Origin of the sequence: Pseudomonas sp. NPDC089996, from assembly GCF_044748405.1 — a bacterium.
Lineage (GTDB): Bacteria > Pseudomonadota > Gammaproteobacteria > Pseudomonadales > Pseudomonadaceae > Aquipseudomonas.
The window spans coordinates 101,915-119,808 of record NZ_JBIVGA010000011.1; the positions used below are offsets into that span (position 1 = coordinate 101,915).

The 17,894-nt window shown below is 62.4% G+C and carries 14 protein-coding genes and 1 pseudogene; 7 read left to right on the forward strand and 8 right to left on the reverse strand.

The features are described 5' to 3' along the window. Positions 1-42: 42 nt before the first annotated feature. Complete coding sequence (gene sbcB / locus ACIPW4_RS19620) at positions 43-1,479, forward strand: exodeoxyribonuclease I (protein WP_400660717.1); 1,437 nt, start codon at positions 43-45, stop codon at positions 1,477-1,479. 70 nt (positions 1,480-1,549) lie between these two features. On the opposite strand, the gene mvaT is transcribed toward sbcB, so the two are convergent. Continuing rightward, a complete protein-coding gene (gene mvaT / locus ACIPW4_RS19625; RefSeq protein ID WP_400660719.1) occupies positions 1,550-1,927 on the reverse strand; it encodes a histone-like nucleoid-structuring protein MvaT in 378 nt (125 codons plus the stop codon). 297 nt (positions 1,928-2,224) lie between these two features. On the opposite strand from mvaT, the gene purU reads away from it, so the two are divergent. Then, entirely contained in the window at positions 2,225-3,076 is an 852-nt protein-coding gene (gene purU, locus ACIPW4_RS19630) for a formyltetrahydrofolate deformylase (protein WP_027594078.1), read from the forward strand. A 273-nt stretch (positions 3,077-3,349) separates the two neighbouring features. Here the strand turns inward: purU and ACIPW4_RS19635 are convergent, their stop codons facing one another. The 5 genes and pseudogenes from ACIPW4_RS19635 to ACIPW4_RS19655 all read right to left on the reverse strand — a co-directional run. Beyond that, positions 3,350-4,342, reverse strand: coding sequence for a lysylphosphatidylglycerol synthase transmembrane domain-containing protein (locus ACIPW4_RS19635; RefSeq protein ID WP_400660721.1), 993 nt, complete (start codon positions 4,340-4,342; stop codon positions 3,350-3,352). Then, positions 4,339-5,103, reverse strand: coding sequence for a DUF2334 domain-containing protein (locus tag ACIPW4_RS19640; RefSeq protein WP_400660722.1), 765 nt, complete (start codon positions 5,101-5,103; stop codon positions 4,339-4,341). The genes ACIPW4_RS19635 and ACIPW4_RS19640 overlap by 4 nt, the downstream gene beginning before the upstream one ends. Continuing rightward, the gene (locus ACIPW4_RS19645) at positions 5,096-6,217 is read right to left on the reverse strand and encodes a glycosyltransferase family 4 protein (protein WP_400660723.1); all 1,122 of its coding nucleotides are present in this window, start codon (positions 6,215-6,217) and stop codon (positions 5,096-5,098) included. The genes ACIPW4_RS19640 and ACIPW4_RS19645 overlap by 8 nt, the downstream gene beginning before the upstream one ends. 196 nt (positions 6,218-6,413) lie before the next feature. Then, positions 6,414-7,178 (reverse strand): methyl-accepting chemotaxis protein, encoded by a 765-nt coding sequence (locus ACIPW4_RS19650; protein ID WP_400660847.1) that lies wholly within the window; start codon positions 7,176-7,178, stop codon positions 6,414-6,416. 93 nt (positions 7,179-7,271) lie between these two features. Next, a pseudogene (locus tag ACIPW4_RS19655) lies at positions 7,272-8,474 on the reverse strand (cache domain-containing protein); the annotation flags it as partial. Here ACIPW4_RS19655 and ACIPW4_RS19660 point away from each other — a divergent pair. Then, complete coding sequence (locus tag ACIPW4_RS19660) at positions 8,455-9,930, forward strand: helicase HerA-like domain-containing protein (RefSeq protein WP_400660725.1); 1,476 nt, start codon at positions 8,455-8,457, stop codon at positions 9,928-9,930. The pseudogene ACIPW4_RS19655 and the gene ACIPW4_RS19660 sit on opposite strands and share 20 nt — an antisense overlap. 160 nt (positions 9,931-10,090) lie before the next feature. Here ACIPW4_RS19660 and ACIPW4_RS19665 read toward each other — a convergent pair whose 3' ends face one another. Beyond that, on the reverse strand, positions 10,091-11,563 hold the full coding sequence (locus ACIPW4_RS19665) for an inorganic phosphate transporter (RefSeq protein WP_400660727.1): 1,473 nt from the start codon (positions 11,561-11,563) through the stop codon (positions 10,091-10,093). Between the two features lie 316 nt (positions 11,564-11,879). Continuing rightward, entirely contained in the window at positions 11,880-12,080 is a 201-nt protein-coding gene (locus ACIPW4_RS19670; RefSeq protein WP_400660729.1) for a hypothetical protein, read from the reverse strand. Positions 12,081-12,538: 458 nt separating this feature from the next. Between ACIPW4_RS19670 and pcaR the strand changes: the two genes are divergently transcribed. From pcaR to ACIPW4_RS19690, 4 genes are all read left to right on the forward strand, one after another. Continuing rightward, positions 12,539-13,414, forward strand: a complete 876-nt coding sequence (gene pcaR, locus ACIPW4_RS19675) for a pca regulon transcriptional regulator PcaR (RefSeq protein WP_400660731.1) — start codon at positions 12,539-12,541, stop codon at positions 13,412-13,414. Between the two features lie 292 nt (positions 13,415-13,706). Further along, on the forward strand, positions 13,707-15,050 hold the full coding sequence (locus tag ACIPW4_RS19680) for an MFS transporter (protein WP_400660733.1): 1,344 nt from the start codon (positions 13,707-13,709) through the stop codon (positions 15,048-15,050). Positions 15,051-15,203: 153 nt separating this feature from the next. After that, positions 15,204-16,409, forward strand: coding sequence for a 3-oxoadipyl-CoA thiolase (gene pcaF, locus ACIPW4_RS19685; protein ID WP_400660849.1), 1,206 nt, complete (start codon positions 15,204-15,206; stop codon positions 16,407-16,409). A 189-nt stretch (positions 16,410-16,598) separates the two neighbouring features. After that, positions 16,599-17,888, forward strand: coding sequence for an MFS family transporter (locus ACIPW4_RS19690; RefSeq protein ID WP_400660735.1), 1,290 nt, complete (start codon positions 16,599-16,601; stop codon positions 17,886-17,888). Positions 17,889-17,894: the final 6 nt, after the last annotated feature.

The window sequence follows — 17,894 nt, forward strand, 5'->3', positions numbered from 1 at the left end:
GGCTCCGCTAGAATCGGGTCGACCTCGAAACAGGACGACCCCGTGACTACCAGCATCTTCTGGCACGACTATGAAACCACCGGCATCAACCCGCGCTGCGACCGGCCGCTGCAGGTGGCGGGTGTGCGCACCGATCTCGATCTCAACGAGATCGAAGACCCGATCAACCTCTATTGCCGCCCCTCGGACGATATCCTGCCGCACCCGGCCGCCTGCCTGGTCACCGGCATCACCCCCGAGCAACTCGCCAACCAGGGCCTGTGCGAAGCCGAGTTCATGACCCGGGTCCACGAGCAGCTGGCGCGCCCCGGCACTTGCGCTGCCGGCTACAACACCCTGCGCTTCGACGACGAAGTGACCCGCTACAGCCTGTACCGTAATTTCTTCGACCCTTATGCCCGCGAGTGGCAGGGCGGCAACAGCCGTTGGGACCTGATCGACGTGGTGCGCACCGCTTACGCATTGCGCCCGGAAGGCATCGTCTGGCCGCAGCAGGACGGGCGCACCAGCCTGCGCCTGGAGTTGCTCAGCCAGGCTAATGGCATCGACCATGGGCATGCGCATGAAGCGCTTTCCGACGTACGGGCCACTATCGCCCTGGCACGCCTGATCAGGCAGAAACAACCCAAGTTGTTTGAGTGGCTGTTTCAGTTGCGCAGCAAGCACAAGGTGATGGAACAGGTGCGTCTATTGCAGCCACTGGTGCATATATCCGGGCGGTTTTCTGCGGCGCGTAATTATCTGGGTGTGGTCCTGCCATTGGCCTGGCATCCGCGTAATCGCAATGCACTGATTGTGTGCGACCTGCATCAGGAGACCCTGCCTTTGATACGGGAAAGTGCCGAGGTACTGCGTGAGCGTTTGTACACACGGCATGAGGAATTATCTGAAGGGCAGTTGCCGGTTCCGCTTAAGTTGGTGCAGATCAATCGCTGTCCGGTAGTCGCGCCACTCTCGGTATTACGCCCTGCGGATCAGCAACGGCTGGGCATCGATCTGGCAATGGTGCAATCACGCGCTGAACAGTTGGTCAATCAACAGTCCGCCTGGCAAGACAAGCTCGAACATATCTACGGCAAGGAGGATTTTGCGGCGGTTGAAGACCCGGAACAGCAGTTGTATGACGGTTTCATCGGTGACCGCGACCGCCGTCTGTGCGAACAAGTTCGCACGCTGGACCCTGCGCAATTAGGCCACGGCCACTGGATGTTTGATGATCCGCGCTTGCCGGAGTTGCTGTTCCGTTACCGTGCGAGGAACTTCCCTGAGACCTTGAACAGTGAAGAGCGCGAACGCTGGTACGGTTTCTGCCAGCAGCGCCTGAGCGACCCGCAGTGGGGTGCACCCAACACGCTGGGTGATTTCGAGCAGGCCAGGCTGAGCGCCTGGGCCAATGCCGACGAGGCCGGGCGGCGGGTGCTGGACGCATGGCAGGTGCACGCTCGCAACTTGCGCGAGCAGTTTGCAATCGGCCTTTGAATCAGCAAACAAGAACGCCGGCATCATGCCGGCGTTCTTGTTTGTATAGGCGTTGCGTTGCTGTGGACAATCAGTCCAGCAGGGTCGCCCAGCTTTCAACCACGTCGCCACCCCATTTGGCTTTCCATTCTTTCAGGGTCTTGTGATTGCCACCTTTGGTTTCGATCACTTCACCGTTGTGCGGGTTTTTGTATTGCTTGACCTTGCGCGCACGCTTGGTGGCGACAGGTTTGGCCACGCCACGTGGGGCTTTGCTCAGTTTCGACTCTGGGTCGAGCAGGGCGATGACGTCGCGCAGCGACTTGGAGTACTCGCCCATCAGGGTGCGCAGTTTGCCTTCGAACTCCAGTTCTTGCTTCAGCTTGTCGTCCTGCGACAGGTTGGCCAGGCGGGCCTGAAGTTCCTTGATGGCTTCTTCGGTAGCGCGGTATTCGTTGATCAGGGACATGGAGTGTTCCTTAATGCGTGTTCGGAAATGTGTGGGGCAATAATAGACAGGCGATACTCTCAAGTAAACATATTATTCGGTACTTAACTGTTATTAACCCTGTGACAAAATATCTCCGGATTAAGAAAAATTTACATAAGGCCCTGGAGTTCGTCCTGATTGTCATCAGGCTGTAGTCAGCCACGCTGACACGCAACCTTTGCGGGCGAGGGGCAACCGGCGGGTGCAATGATTACTGCGTTTTTCTGGTCGGGCCGCTAGAATGAGCGCCTTTGCGAAGTTCTGGAGTCTTAATTCATGCGCACCTATCGTCTGGTGATCGCCTGCCCCGACCGTGTTGGCATCGTGGCGAAAGTCAGTAATTTCCTGGCCTTGTACAATGGCTGGATCAACGAAGCCAGCCACCACTCCGATGAGCAGAGCGGCTGGTTCTTCATGCGCCATGAAATCCGCGCCGAATCGCTGCCATTCGGTATCGAAGCGTTCCGTGAAGCCTTTGCGCCGATCGCCGAAGAGTTTTCCATGACCTGGCGCGTTACCGACTCGGCGCAGAAGAAGCGCGTAGTGCTGATGGCCAGCCGCGAATCGCACTGCCTGGCCGACCTGCTGCACCGCTGGCACACCGATGAACTGGATTGCGATATCCCTTGCGTGATCTCCAACCACAACGACCTGCGCAGCATGGTCGAATGGCACGGCATTCCGTTCTTCCACGTGCCGGTCGACCCCAAGGACAAGGCCCCGGCCTTTGCCGAGGTGTCGCGCCTGGTGCAAGAGCACGCGGCTGATGTGGTGGTGCTGGCGCGTTACATGCAGATCCTGCCGCCGCAGCTGTGCCAGGACTATGCCGAGAAGGTCATCAACATCCACCACAGCTTCCTGCCATCGTTCGTCGGTGCCAAGCCGTACCACCAGGCTGCCCTGCGTGGGGTGAAGCTGATCGGTGCAACCTGCCACTACGTGACCGAAGAGCTGGACGCCGGCCCGATCATCGAGCAGGACGTGGTGCGTGTGAGTCACGCCGACAGCATCGAAGACATGGTCCGCTTCGGCCGTGACGTCGAGAAGATGGTGCTGGCCCGTGGCCTGCGCTATCACCTGGAAGACCGTGTGCTGGTGCATGGCAACAAGACTGTGGTTTTTGACTGATACCGCATGGGGCTGCAGCGCAGCCCTTGTGGGAGCGGGCATGCCCGCGAAGCAGGCGACGCGGTGGACGGCACGGGCTTCGCCCGTGTTCGCGGGCATGCCCGCTCCCACAGTGCCCTCTTATACGGGAGCGCCCCATGGCCAAGCGTAACAAACCCACCGCCTCACCCCCGCCCACCCTCGGCGAAGGCTGCCTGGCCCGCTACGACCCCGAAGCCCTGAGCGACGACGACGGCACCGACTTCCCCGATGCCGCCGAACTCTGGCGCCAGCTCAACCCGCCTGACGCCGCCAGCGCTCCAGCAACGGACGCCCCAGCAGGCAGACAAACACCGGCCCACCCGCCAGCAGATAAAAGTAGTAAGTGATCGCCCGCCAGATCAGGATCGCCGCTGCCGCAGTCGAACTGCCAACCAGCGGTGTCAGCAGGCTGGCCGAGGTCAGCTCGGCGGCACCGGCGCCTCCCGGTAGCAGGCTGAACTGCCCGGCACTGAGCGACAGCATCTGCACCAGGAAGCTCGGGATCCACGACAACTCCACGCCTAGCCCCCGCAGCACCAGGTACAGCACGCTGTAGCGCAGGCTCCAGTGCAGGCAGGTGAGGGTGAACACCAGCGCCAGGGTGCGCTTGGGCAACTGCCAGGTCTGCGCCAGGGCGTCGATGAAGTGCAGAACTTTACGCGCCCAGCGTCGCCTGCGCTTGCCGGGCACGCCCAGGCGCTGCAGCAGGCGCCCGTTCAAGCGCATCAGTGCACGCCGATAGCGCAACAGCACCAAGATCATCGCCAGGGCAGCGCACAGCAACAGCGCGCTACCCAGCAGCATGCCTTGCTGGCTGCGCCCCAGGCTGTGGAACAGGGCATAACCGGCAATCATTAGCGTCGCGCAGAAGAAGAACAGCAAATCGTTCAGCTGATCGATGGCGAAAACCGCACCGCTGCGTGCCGGCCCGATGCGGTCACGGGCCAGCAGGGCCATCAGGGTGATCGGCCCGCCACTGCCGCCAGGGGTGGTGCAGATGGCGAACTCGGTGGCCATCACCACGCCTAGGCTGCGCACTCGGCCAAGCTGCGCGGCTTGCTGGCCGAGCAGCAGACGCAGGCGAATGGCATTGATCACCCAGCACAGCAGGATCATGCCGAACAGTGCCAGCAACAGCCTGGTGTCGAAGGCCATCAGCCTGGGCAGCAGTTCATTGCCGCCCAACAGCATGGGTACCAGCACGGCACCGGCCAATGTCAGGGCCAGCCAGCCGAAGCGGTTCATGCGATCACCTGGCGCTCCAGCCAGGCCGACTTGGTCAGTGGCTCGCGGCCTTGCAGCAGCAGGTTTTCGAGGGTGCGCAGCCAGTAGTTGCGCGACGAGCGGTGGCGCATGTCCACCGGGTGCAAGCCCAGGCGCAGGGTTTCGGCGCTACGCAAGCTTCGGCACTGCCAGTCGCAGATCACCCGCGACAGGCCGCGGCGCCAGGCACTGCGCGCGCTCCATACCAGGCCCGGGGCCTGGTAGGCGGTAAAGTCCGGTAATCGATAGAGGTGCTGGGGGGTGCTGGTATAGCGCAGCGGCAACTGGCTCAGCGCCTGCCGTGTACCTTGGCTCATCAGCCAGGCCGGGGCGACGAAGCCGGCCACTGGCCAGCCTTGCCGGTCGAACAGCGCCAGGCCTTGTTCCAGGCGCCGCAGGGCCTGCGCCTGGTCAAGGGCGTAGAACTCGCCTTCGTGGGTGTAGATCCGCCGCATGAAGTACTCGCCGAGGCTGCGTGGCGCGGGCCCGTCGTCAGCGTGATAGAAACCATGCAGCGCCAGTTCGTCACCCCGCGCCAGGCGCCGGTCAAGCAGGCGGCAGAAGGTCGGCGAGCGGGTCAGCGGGTTGCAGTGATGGAAGTCCGGCACCACCAGCCAGGTCATCGGTACGTTGCCCATTTCGTCCACGGCCTGCACGAACGGCTGGTAGTCAGGCCAGGTTTCGGGCGCGATATCGTGCAGCACCAGCATCAGGCTGCACGCGGCACCGCCGGGCTCAGCCATGGGCGCGCACCTGCGGTTGGTGGCCGAGCACTGCCTGGTAGTGTTGCAGCAGGCCGGTCACCACGTTGTCCCACGAATAGTGCTGTTCCACGTGCTGGCGGGCATGGGCGCCGAGCTTGCGCACTCCGGCCTCGAACGCTTCGCGCACAGCAAGGGCCATGGCCTGGCCATCGTTGGCCCGGCACAAGCGCCCGCAGTGTTCGTTGACGATTTCGCCGAAGGCCCCGGCGCGCACCGCGACCACCGGGGTGGCACTGGCCATGGCTTCGAGGATGACCAGGCCGAAGGTTTCCTGGTCGCCGGCGTGCACCAGCAGGTCGGCACTGGCCATCAGGCGGGCGACTTCCTGGGGTGGGCGGAACTGGTCGATGACGCTGACGTTCCCGGGCACATTGGCCGGCATGTTCGAGCCGACCAGCAGCAAGTGATAGGGGCGCCCGAGGTGTTGCATGCAGTCGAGCAGCACCGGCAGGTTCTTTTCGCGTGAGCCGCGCCCGGCATAGATGAGCAGGCGGCTGGTGTCGGCGATGCCTAGCTGGGCGCGCAGCTGCGGGTCACGATGGTCGGGATGGAAGGTCTGCAGGTCGACCCCCAGGCGCTGCACGTGCACGTCGCGCACGCCGAGGCGGCGCAGCTTGTCGGCCATCACCAGGCTCGGTGCCAGCACTCGGTCGAAATTGCCGTACAGCTTGCTGACGTAGGCTTCGACATTGGGCGTGAACCAGTTGCCCATGCGGTTGCTCACCAGCAGCGGCAGGTCGGAGTGGTAGAAGCCGATCACCGGCACGTCGAGCTTGCGCCGGGCTTCCAGTGCTGCCCAGGCGGTGAGGTAGGGGTCGCCGACTTCGATCAGGTCAGGCTCGAGCTTGCGCAGCTCGTTGCACCAGGGCGCCAGGCGTACCGGGAAGCGGTAGCCTTTGCCGAACGGCAGGGGCGGTGCTGGGACCTGGTAGATGCCATCGGCATGGCTGGCGCTGGGGCCGGGGATCAGGAGGCTGTGGCGTACGCCCGGAAGGGCGTCGAGGCGGTGGTGTTTGGCATCGAGGTACGTCCGCACGCCGCCGCTGGCCGGGGCGTAGAACATGGTGATGTCAGCGATGTGCACGATCAGCATCCCTCCGGGATCGTCTTCGGGTCTGTCATCTAGTAATGACGCGCCTAAAGGTTGACCTTTCTGAAGGATAGTTTGTTCGATCGGGTTGGGCGGGAGGACGGGGCTGGATTCTTCGCGGCTAAAGCCGCTCCTACAGGGATTTCCACACTCCTGTAGGAACGGCTTTAGCCGCGAAGCAGGCTACGCGGTCTGATGGTCAGATACGGAAGCTGCCGACCAGGTGTTTCAGGCGGGTGGCCTGCTGCTCCAGGTCCGAGCAGGCGCGCAGGGTGGCCTGCAGGTTTTCGACACCCTCCTGGTTGAGCATGTTGATCTCGTTGATGTCCATGTTGATCGAGTCGACCACGGCGGTCTGCTCTTCGGTGGCAGTGGCCACCGACTGGTTCATGCCGTCGATCTCGCCGATGCGCACGGTCACGCTGTCCAGGCGCTCGCCGGCCTGGTTGGCGATCTGCATGCTGTCCTGGCTGTGGCGCTGGCTCTGGCCCATGGTGTCGACCGACTCGCGGGCACCGACCTGCAGCTCCTCGATCATGGTCTGCACCTGCTGCGCCGACTCCTGGGTGCGGTGCGCCAGGTTGCGTACCTCGTCGGCGACCACGGCGAAACCACGGCCGGCTTCACCGGCACGTGCCGCTTCGATCGCGGCGTTGAGCGCCAGCAGGTTGGTCTGCTGGGAGATGCTGGTGATCACTTCGAGGATCTGGCCGATGTTCACGGTCTTGCTGTTGAGCGTCTCGATGTGTGCGCTCGAGGTGACGATCAGGTCGGACAGGCGGTTCATCGCCGCGATGTTGCGCTCCACCACCTGCTGGCCCTCTTCTGCCAGCAGACGTGCGGAACTGGCGTGCTGCGAGGCCTGGGCGGCATTGCCGGCGATTTCCTGGGCGGCAGCGCCAAGTTCATTGATGGCCGCGGCCACACTGTTGGTGCGGTTGGACTGTTCGTCGGAGTTGGTCATCGACGAATTCGAGGCGCTGATGACGCGCAGGGCCACTTCATTGACCTGCTCGGTCGCCGAGGACACTTCACGGATCGAGCTGTGGATGCGTTCGACGAAGCGGTTGAAGGCCTTGCCGAGAATGCCGAACTCGTCATGGTTGTGGATGCTCAGGCGCTTGGTCAGGTCGCCTTCACCTTCGGCGATGTCTTCCATGGCGCGGGTCATGGTGTGCAGCGGCTGCATCAGCACGCGGATCAGCAGGCCGAGCAGGCCGATGATGATCACCACGGCCACCAGGGTAGCGATCACCGCCGAGGTGCGGAACGTGCTGAGCATGGCAAAGGCCTTGTCCTTGTCCACCGACAGGCCGATGTACCAGTTGGCCGATGGCAGGCCCTTGATCGGCGTGAAGGTCAGCAGGCGGGCCTGGCCGTTGGCGTCGACTTCGGTCAGCTCACCGGACAGTGTCGGCGTGTGCTGCGGGAACAGGTCCGACAGCGACTTCATGACCAGGTCCTTGTCCGGGTGGACCAGGATCTTGCCCTGGTCGTTGACCAGGAAGGCATAGCCCATGCCGCCAAAGTTCAGCGAGTTGATGATCTGCACCAGGCCGTCGAGGGCCAGGTCGCCGCCGACCACGCCGACGCTGGACGAAACCTTGCTGAGGATGCCGATGACCATCTTGTTGGTGGTCAGGTCGATGTAGGGCTCGGTGAGAATCGCCCCCTGGGCGTTCATGCCGTCCTTGTACCAGGGGCGGGTGCGCGGGTCATAGCCGTCTGGCATCTTGGCGTCCGGGCGTACGCTGAAGCCACCGTCGACTTTGCCCAGGTAGACGGTGAGAAAACTCGAGATCAGGGCATTCTGGCCCATCAGCGTTTCGGCGTTAGCCGGTTCATTGGCAATGTTCTGCGCCAGGTTTTCCACCAGCTTGATACGGCCGTCGAACAGGTTGCGGATGTTGGTCGAAGTGGATTCGCCCATTTCAGCCAGATAATTCTCCAGATTTTCGCGGATCGCATTACGCTGGAGGTAATCGTTGTACAGGGTGAACAGGCTGAAGGCGAGTATCACGATCAATGACGCAGCCAAAAGGATCTTGTGGCTGAAACGCAGGTTTTTGTTCATGGCGTAATCGGTTCCGCTAAGGTTTTTATCGGGCGTTCGCACGGTGTCGCTGCAAACAGTGCAACATCCCGAAAAGTCCTTTTTCGGTTGCTCCTGTCTATTAAGGCGAATATCACCCAAAGGTATCGGCCGAATTAAGCTAAAGCTTGAGCAGGGGAATAAAGAGATGTCAGAAACTTCGACCATAGTTGTAGGCGCTGACCCAAACGGTCAGCCCGTTCAGCAGGCCATGCGCCTTGCCAACCGTCACGGCCTGGTCGCCGGGGCTACCGGTACCGGCAAGACCGTGACCCTCCAGCATCTGGCAGAGGTGTTCAGCGACGCCGGTGTGGCGGTGTTCGCTGCAGATGTCAAAGGCGACCTGTGCGGCCTGGGTGCGGCGGGTGCGCCGCAAGGCAAGGTGGCTGAGCGAATCGCCGGCATGCCTTGGCTGGGGCATGCGCCGCAGGCCTATCCGGTATCGCTCTGGGATGTGGCCGGGCAGTCTGGGCACCCTTTGCGGACCACGCTCAGCGAAATGGGCCCGTTGCTGCTCGGCAACCTGCTGGAGTTGACCGATAGCCAGCAGGCTGCGCTGTATGCGTCATTCAAGGTGGCGGATCGCGAAGGTTTGCTGCTGCTCGACCTGAAAGACCTCAAGGCCCTGTTGGCGCATTTGAAGGACAACCCGCAGCTGCTCGGTGAAGACAGCGCGCTGATGACCACAGCCTCGACGCAGGCCTTGCTGCGCCGGCTGGCAACCCTCGAGCAGCAAGGCGCCGAGGCATTGTTTGGCGAACCGGCGCTGCAACTGGAAGACCTGCTGCGGCCAGATGCTGATGGCCGAGGGCGTATCCACCTGCTCGATGCCAGCCGGCTGGTGCACGAGGCACCCAAGGTGTACGCCACCTTCCTGCTGTGGCTGCTGGCTGAACTGTTCGAGCAGTTGCCGGAGCGCGGTGATGCCGACAAACCTGTACTGGCGCTGTTTTTCGATGAGGCGCATCTGTTGTTCAACGGCACGCCGAAAGCACTTCAGGACCGCCTGGAGCAAGTGGTGCGGTTGATCCGTTCCAAGGGGGTTGGCGTGTATTTCGTCACCCAGTCGCCGGGCGATCTGCCAGATAGCGTGCTGGCCCAGCTCGGCTTGCGCATCCAGCACGGCCTGCGCGCCTTCACGGCCAAAGAGCAGAAGTCACTCAGGGCCGTGGCTGATGGTTTCCGCCCGAACCCGGCGTTCGACAGCCTGGCGGTGCTCACCGAACTGGGGATTGGCGAGGCATTGGTTGGCACCCTGGAAGAGAAGGGCACGCCGGCAATGGTCCAGCGTGTACTGATCGCGCCACCGCAATCGCGCATAGGGCCGTTGAGTGCAGCCGAGCGCAGTGCGCTGATTGCGGGTTCACCCTTGTCGGGGCGGTATGACAAGGCGATTGACCGGGAGTCGGCGTATGAAATGCTGACCCAGCGTAAAGGTGAACCGGTGGAGCCGGCGCCAGTGCCGAAGGCCGATGAAGGGAGTTTCGCTGACAAGGCAGGCGATTTTCTGCAGGGCGCGGCGGGGCAGGCGATCAAATCGGCGGTGCGCCAGGCAGCTAATCAGTTGGGGCGGCAGTTGGTGCGGGGGTTGATGGGGTCGCTGCTGGGTGGCAAGAAACGCTGATTGTCATGGTTGCGCGGCCCTTGTGGGAGCCTTGTGTCGCGAAAGGGCCGCTTGGCGGCCCCAGCAATCTGTGCTGTTGCATAGATCCTGGGGCCGCTACGCAGCCCTTTCGCGACACAAGGCCGCTCCCACAGGGCCTTTTTCAGTGCAGCGGGATCGATCAGGCCAGTGCCTTGGACGCCAGCCAGAACAGCCCGGCCGCCAGGCCCATCGAGGCCGGCAGGGTCAGTACCCAGGCCAGCAGGATGGTCTTCACAGTACCGCCTTGCAGGCCGCTCTTGTTGGCGACCATGGTGCCGGCAACGCCCGACGACAGCACGTGGGTGGTCGACACCGGCAGGGCGAACACGTTGGCCATGCCGATGGCGCAGGCTGCGGTGATCTGCGCCGACATGCCCTGGGCATAGGTCATGCCCTGCTTGCCAATTTTCTCGCCGACGGTCAGTACGACGCGCTTCCAGCCCACCATGGTGCCCAGGCCCAAGGCCAGGGCGACGGCCACGATGACCCAGAACGGGGCGTATTCGGTGGTGGCGGTCAGGTCCTTGCGCAGCTTCTCGAGGTCGGCCTTTTCACGGGCGTCCAGGCCAGGCAGCTTGCCTACCTTCTTCGCGGTGTCGTCCAGGCACAGCAGGTAGCGGCGCACTTCGACACGCTTGTCGGCATGCAGTGCGTGGTAGTCGGTCACGCCCTGCAGCGAGGACTGCAGGGCAGCGATGGTCGGCTCGGTCTGCTGCGGGTTGCAGCTGAACTGCTCCGGCAGGTCGGTCGACTTGGCCTTGCCCAGTGCCAGGAACTCACCCAGGGTGGCGGCGTTGCGCTGGTAGAACTGGCTCATGTGCAGAGTGGCGTCGCGGGTGCGCTCGATCTGGTAGGTGGTGCTGTTCAGGTCGAGCACGAATTTGGCCGGGACGATACCGATCAGCACCAGCATGATCAGGCCGATACCTTTCTGGCCATCATTGGAGCCGTGCACGAAGCTGACACCCATTGCCGAAATCACCAGCACCAGGCGGTTCCAGAATGGCGGGTGTTTCTTGTCGTCGAGCTTGCGGCGCTGCTCCGGGGTCTTGTGCATCTTCGACAGCGGGCGCCACCATTTGAGGCCGATCAGCACCAGTGCGGCGACAGCGAAGCCGGCGATCGGCGAGACCACCAGCGACATGGCGATGTCGATCGCCTTCTGCCAGTTGACGCCATCGCCCAACGGGATGTCGTTGATCAGCGCGTTGGCCAGGCCCACACCGAGGATCGAACCGATCAGGGTGTGTGAGCTGGACGCGGGGATGCCGAAGTACCAGGTGCCGAGGTTCCAGGTGATGGCCGCGGCCAGCAACGAGAAGACCATGGCCAGGCCATGCCCGGTATTCACATTGATCAGCAGTTCGACCGGCAACAGGTGCACGATGGCATAGGCCACCCCGACACCGCCGAGCAGAACGCCGAGGAAGTTGAACACCCCGGAGAAGAACACGGCCAGGTGTGGTGGCATGGCTTTGGTATAGATGACGGTGGCTACCGCGTTGGCGGTGTCATGAAAGCCATTGATGAACTCGAATGCGAGCACGAAGGTCAGGGCGAGCAGCAGGCTCACCAGTACCCAGGCATCCAGTCCGCTGAATAAATCGATCATGAAGGTTGTCTGGCGGTCATAGGGGGGCCGGATTATGCCAGAAAACCTTGGCAATCGATGCACCCACTGCTGACCGATGGCAGCTTTGTGAGCGCCCTCTCAGCCTGGCAAAAGACGACGTCTGGCTGGAAAAGTTCCGCTAAAAATCAGGAAATTGCCAGAAATGCGTTAAATTTCTGGAAAAACCATTTCCCCGCCAAGGTTCAAACGGTTGTATGAAATTTGTGTAATTCCATTTCATCCTCGGCTAGTCGGTAACGATCAGCCGCGTCGAGGGCGCCTTGGCCCGCGACGTGAGGGCGGTGCACCGGGCAGCTCAGGGCTCATCGCTGCGCAGTTCCTTTTCCATTTTTTCCAGCTCTTGGCTGAATGCCTGGTCCTGAACGGTGGCACGCTTGCGCCAAGGCTTGCGTTCCGGTTCCGGTTGCGCGGCATAAGTGGTGACTTCGCCACCGTAAACATCCGTGTAACGTTCAGCCTGGCGCTCGAGTTCTGCGCGCAGTTCATCTTTCGTCACAGTTAGTACCTGAATAAGTAGAAGTGGCTGGTGTTGCATGCAGGTGCAAGTTGCCCGTACACACGACGTGCTGGTTGGCGGATGAAAGCCGGGCCATCGTTCCATTGCCGAGTTTCGATCCGGGCCAGCGGAATCGATTATAGCAATCGGTAAATCGCCAAACAGGGTTATTTATGCAACAGCGTGCAAAGTTTTCAGACCGGCTCCGGCCTGTACAAACTTTGAGCATGAATGGCATGGAACAGTTCGCTGTCATTTTACTGCCAGGCATAAATAAAACGGCCCCGCACGAGGCGAGGCCGTTGCCTGGGGACTTCTACGGTGGGTACCTGACCAGTCTCTCCAAAGAAGCCACATGTGGCAGGGGAAAGGTATAAGTAAATTTGTCGGCGGTCAATTGCGATTATCGGCCGTTCGTTCGATAATCGCACGAGCCAGCGATTTTTTTGAGGTATGCGATGAACGACGAAAACGTGGCCAACGAAGCGGCCAACCCAGAGGCACCCCGCCCGAGCGCACCTGCGCTGGCGCCGCCGATCGTGGCCTCACCGGCCAAGCGTATCCAGGCGTTTACCGGTGACCCGGACTTCATGACCTCCCTGGCGCGCGGCCTGGCGGTGATCCAGGCGTTCCAGGAGCGCAAGCGCCACCTGACCATCGCGCAGATCAGCCATCGCACCGAAATCCCCAGGGCCGCCGTGCGCCGCTGCCTGCACACGCTGATCAAGCTGGGTTACGCCACCACCGACGGGCGTACCTATTCGCTGTTGCCCAAAGTGCTGACCCTGGGGCATGCGTACCTCTCGTCTACACCGCTGGCGGTATCCGCCCAGCCCTACCTGGACCGCATCAGTGACCAGTTGCACGAGGCGGCCAACATGGCCACCCTCGAAGGCGATGACATTCTTTATATAGCCCGCTCGGCCACGGTGGAGCGGCTGATCTCGGTCGACCTGTCGGTGGGTGGACGGTTGCCGGCCTATTGCACGTCCATGGGGCGCATCCTGCTGGCGGCAATGGACGACACCAGCCTGCGCGAATACCTTGACCGCGCTGACCTCAAGGCGCGGACCAGCCGTACCCTGAACGACGCCGAGTCGTTATTCGCCTGCATCCAGCAGGTGCGCGAGCAGGGCTGGTGTGTGGTCGACCAGGAACTTGAGCAGGGGCTGCGCTCGATTGCAGTGCCTATCTATGATGCGTCCGGCCAGGTGCTGGCGGCGCTGAACGTGAGCACCCATGTCGGGCGGGTGACGCGCAGCGAGCTGGAGCAGCGCTTCCTGCCGATCCTGCTGGCGGCCAGCCGCGACCTTTGCCATCAGTTGTTCGGCTGACGGCGTTGTTGGCGCTGATTCCTGTTCGATAAACGCACAGTGTTGCTCCGGATGAATTGCGCCACCCCATATCGCTGATTAATGTCTCTCGCAACGGTCGGCTCTGCCGACCGATACAAGAAAAACATAAGAGGCGCATCCCATGACCACTGTCACTCGACTGCCGCGGCCGCACCCGTTCGCAGTGCCGTTGTATCCAGGCTGATTCAGGCCGCACTTCATCGATACCCAAGCCCTGTACTCTTGACTCAAGTGCAGTGGCCCGACCGTGCCCCTTTTCTGGATAACAACAATGAACCAACCACACTCTGTCGGGAACAATCTCGACGTCCAGTCGTTCATCAACGAACAACCGCTGTCGCGCTATCAGTGGCGCGTGGTGATTCTCTGCTTCCTGATCGTTTTCCTCGATGGCCTCGACACCGCGGCCATGGGGTTCATCGCGCCTGCCTTGTCGCAGGAGTGGGGCATCGACCGCGCCAGCCTTGGCCCGGTAATGAGTGCCGCCTTGATCGGCATGGTGTTCGGTGCGCTGGGTTCCGGGCCGCTGGCCGACCGTTTCGGGCGCAAGGGCGTGCTGGTCGGTGCGGTGCTGGTGTTCGGCGGTTTCAGCTTGGCCTCGGCTTATGCCAGCAACGTCGACCAGCTGCTGATGCTGCGCTTTCTGACCGGCCTGGGGCTGGGGGCGGGGATGCCCAATGCCACCACGCTGCTGTCCGAGTACACCCCGGAGCGCCTCAAGTCGCTGCTGGTAACCAGCATGTTCTGTGGCTTCAACCTTGGCATGGCCGGTGGCGGGTTCATTTCCGCGAAGCTGATCCCGGCCTACGGTTGGCATAGTCTGCTGGTGATCGGTGGCGTGCTGCCGTTGCTGCTGGCTGTGGTGCTGATGGTCTGGTTGCCGGAATCTGCGCGCTTCCTTGTGGTGCGCAACCGCGGTAACGACAAGGTGCGCAAGACCCTGGCGCCGATTGCGCCGGCGGTGGTCGCACAGGCGACCAGCTTCAGCGTGCCGGAGCAGAAGGTCGTGGCTGCGCGCAACGTGTTCGCGGTGATCTTCTCCGGTACCTACGGCCTGGGCACGGTATTGCTGTGGCTGACGTACTTCATGGGCCTGGTGATCGTCTACCTGCTGACCAGTTGGCTGCCGACGTTGATGCGCGACAGCGGCGCAAGCATGGAGCAGGCGGCGTTCATCGGTGCGTTGTTCCAGTTCGGCGGTGTACTTAGTGCAGTGGCGGTGGGGTGGGCCATGGACCGCTTCAATCCGCACAAGGTCATCGGCATCTTCTACTTGCTGGCCGGGGTGTTTGCCTACGCAGTGGGCCAGAGCCTGGGCAACATCACCGTGCTTGCCACCCTGGTGCTGGTCGCCGGTATGTGCGTGAACGGCGCGCAGTCGGCCATGCCATCGCTTGCCGCACGTTTCTACCCGACCCAGGGCCGCGCCACGGGCGTATCCTGGATGCTGGGTATCGGCCGCTTCGGTGCGATTCTCGGGGCCTGGAGCGGCGCGACACTGCTGGGGCTGGGCTGGAACTTCGAACAGGTATTGACCGCATTGCTGGTGCCGGCCGCGCTGGCTACGGTGGGCGTGATCGTCAAAGGGCTGGTGAGCCACGCCGACGCGACATGACCTCGTGAAGGCCGCGCTGTCGCCCTGCAGTCAGAGATGAATGGCAGGGTAACATTTTGTTCGATAATCGCACCAATAGTCGATTATCGAATTGTAAGCGACCCCCCTGTCTCCTTAATCTGGGCTGAACGTAGCACCCTTGGCAGGAGAAGCCTGATGCGTGAAGTATTTATCTGTGACGCCATCCGCACCCCGATCGGCCGCTTTGGCGGCGCCCTGGCAGGCGTGCGTGCAGACGATCTGGCGGCCGTGCCGCTGAAGGCGTTGATCGAGCGCAACCCGTCGGTGCAGTGGGACCAGCTCGACGAAGTGTTCTTCGGCTGCGCCAACCAGTCCGGTGAAGACAACCGCAACGTCGCGCGCATGGCCCTGCTGCTGGCCGGCCTGCCTGAGAGCATCCCGGGCGTGACCCTCAATCGCCTGTGCGCTTCGGGCATGGATGCCATTGGCACGGCCTTCCGCGCCATCGCCAGTGGCGAGATGGAGCTGGCGATTGCCGGCGGCGTCGAGTCGATGTCGCGTGCACCGTTCGTCATGGGCAAGGCCGAAAGCGGCTACTCGCGCAACATGAAGCTCGAGGACACCACCATCGGCTGGCGTTTCATCAACCCGCTGATGAAGAGCCAGTATGGCGTCGACGCCATGCCGGAAACTGCCGACAACGTGGCCGACGACTATCAGGTTTCCCGCGCTGACCAGGACGCTTTTGCCCTGCGCAGCCAGCAGAAGGCTGCTGCGGCCCAGGCTGCCGGCTTCTTCGCTGAAGAGATCGTGCCAGTGCGTATCGCCCACAAGAAGGGCGAAACCCTCGTCGAGCGTGATGAACACCTGCGCCCTGAGACCACTCTCGAAGCGCTGACCAAGCTCAAGCCGGTCAACGGCGCGGACAAGACCGTCACTGCAGGCAACGCCTCGGGCGTCAACGATGGTGCCGCGGCACTGATCCTGGCGTCGGCAGAAGCGGTGAAGAAGCACGGCCTGACCCCACGTGCCCGGGTACTGGGCATGGCCAGCGCCGGTGTTGCCCCCCGTGTCATGGGCATCGGCCCGGTGCCAGCGGTGCGCAAGCTGACCGAGCGCCTGGGTGTGGCAGTGAATGATTTCGATGTGATCGAGCTCAACGAAGCCTTTGCCAGCCAAGGCCTGGCGGTGCTGCGTGAGCTGGGTGTGGCCGACGATGCGCCGCAGGTGAACCCCAACGGTGGCGCGATCGCCCTGGGCCACCCGCTGGGCATGAGCGGTGCGCGCCTGGTGCTGACGGCGCTTCACCAGTTGGAGAAGACTGGCGGGCGCAAAGGCCTGGCGACCATGTGTGTGGGTGTTGGCCAAGGGTTGGCACTGGCCATCGAACGCGTTTGACCTGTACCGGCCTCTTCGCGGGCAAGCCCGTTCCCACAGGGGGAACCACGCCTCCCTCTGTGGGAGCGGGCTTGCCCGCGAAGAGGCCGGCACTTTCGACACAAGGCCAATTGCCAGCCCGCAAGCGGAACGAGTGTGTTACTAGGTATGTCTAGACTTACCTAGGACCCCTCCAGGAGTAAAACCGTCATGACCTCAACCTATTACACCGGTGAAGAGCGCAGCAAGCGCATCTTCGCCATCGTCGGTGCCTCTTCGGGCAACCTGGTGGAATGGTTCGACTTCTACGTCTACGCCTTCAGCGCGATCTACTTCGCCGCCTCTTTCTTCCCCTCTGACGACCCCACTGTCCAGCTGCTCAACACGGCCGGGGTATTCGCTGCAGGCTTCCTGATGCGCCCGATCGGTGGCTGGATCTTCGGCCGTCTGGCCGACCGCCATGGCCGCAAGAATTCCCTGATGATCTCGGTGCTGATGATGTGCTTCGGCTCGCTGATGATCGCCTGCCTACCGACCTATTCGAGCATCGGCGCCTGGGCACCGGCGCTGCTGTTGCTCGCGCGGCTGATCCAGGGCCTGTCGGTGGGCGGTGAATATGGCACCACTGCGACCTACATGAGTGAAGTGGCGCTGCGCGGTCAGCGTGGCTTTTTCGCCTCGTTCCAGTACGTGACCCTGATCGGTGGCCAGCTGCTGGCGGTGCTGGTGGTGGTGATCATGCAGCAACTGCTGACCGAGGAAGAGCTGCGCGCCTGGGGCTGGCGCATTCCGTTCGTGGTCGGCGCCATCGCCGCGCTGATCTCGCTGATGCTGCGCCGCTCGCTGCACGAAACCAGCAGCGCCGAAACCCGCAAGGACAAGGACGCCGGCACCATCAAAGGGCTGTTCCGCCACCACACCGCAGCGTTCATCACCGTGCTGGGCTACACCGCCGGTGGCTCGCTGATCTTCTACACCTTCACCACCTACATGCAGAAGTACCTGGTCAACACCGCAGGCATGCCGGCGAAGACCGCCAGTTTCGTGATGACCGGCGCGCTGTTCCTCTACATGGTGATGCAGCCGTTCTTCGGCATGCTCTCCGACCGTATCGGCCGGCGTAACTCGATGCTGTTGTTCGGTGGGTTGGGGACGATCTTTACCGTACCGCTGCTGATGGCGCTGAAGACCGTGACCAGTCCGTTCATGGCGTTCGTGCTGATCACCCTGGCGCTGTGCATCGTCAGTTTCTACACCTCGATCAGTGGCTTGGTGAAAGCCGAGATGTTCCCCCCGCAGGTTCGAGCGCTGGGCGTCGGCCTGGCTTACGCGGTAGCCAACGCAGTGTTTGGTGGCTCGGCCGAATACGTGGCGCTGGGCCTGAAGACCATGGGCATGGAAAACACGTTCTACTGGTACGTGACGGCCATGATGGCAATTGCCTTCCTATTCAGCCTGCGCCTGCCGAAGCAGGCGCAGTACCTGCACCACGATGATTAAGGACGT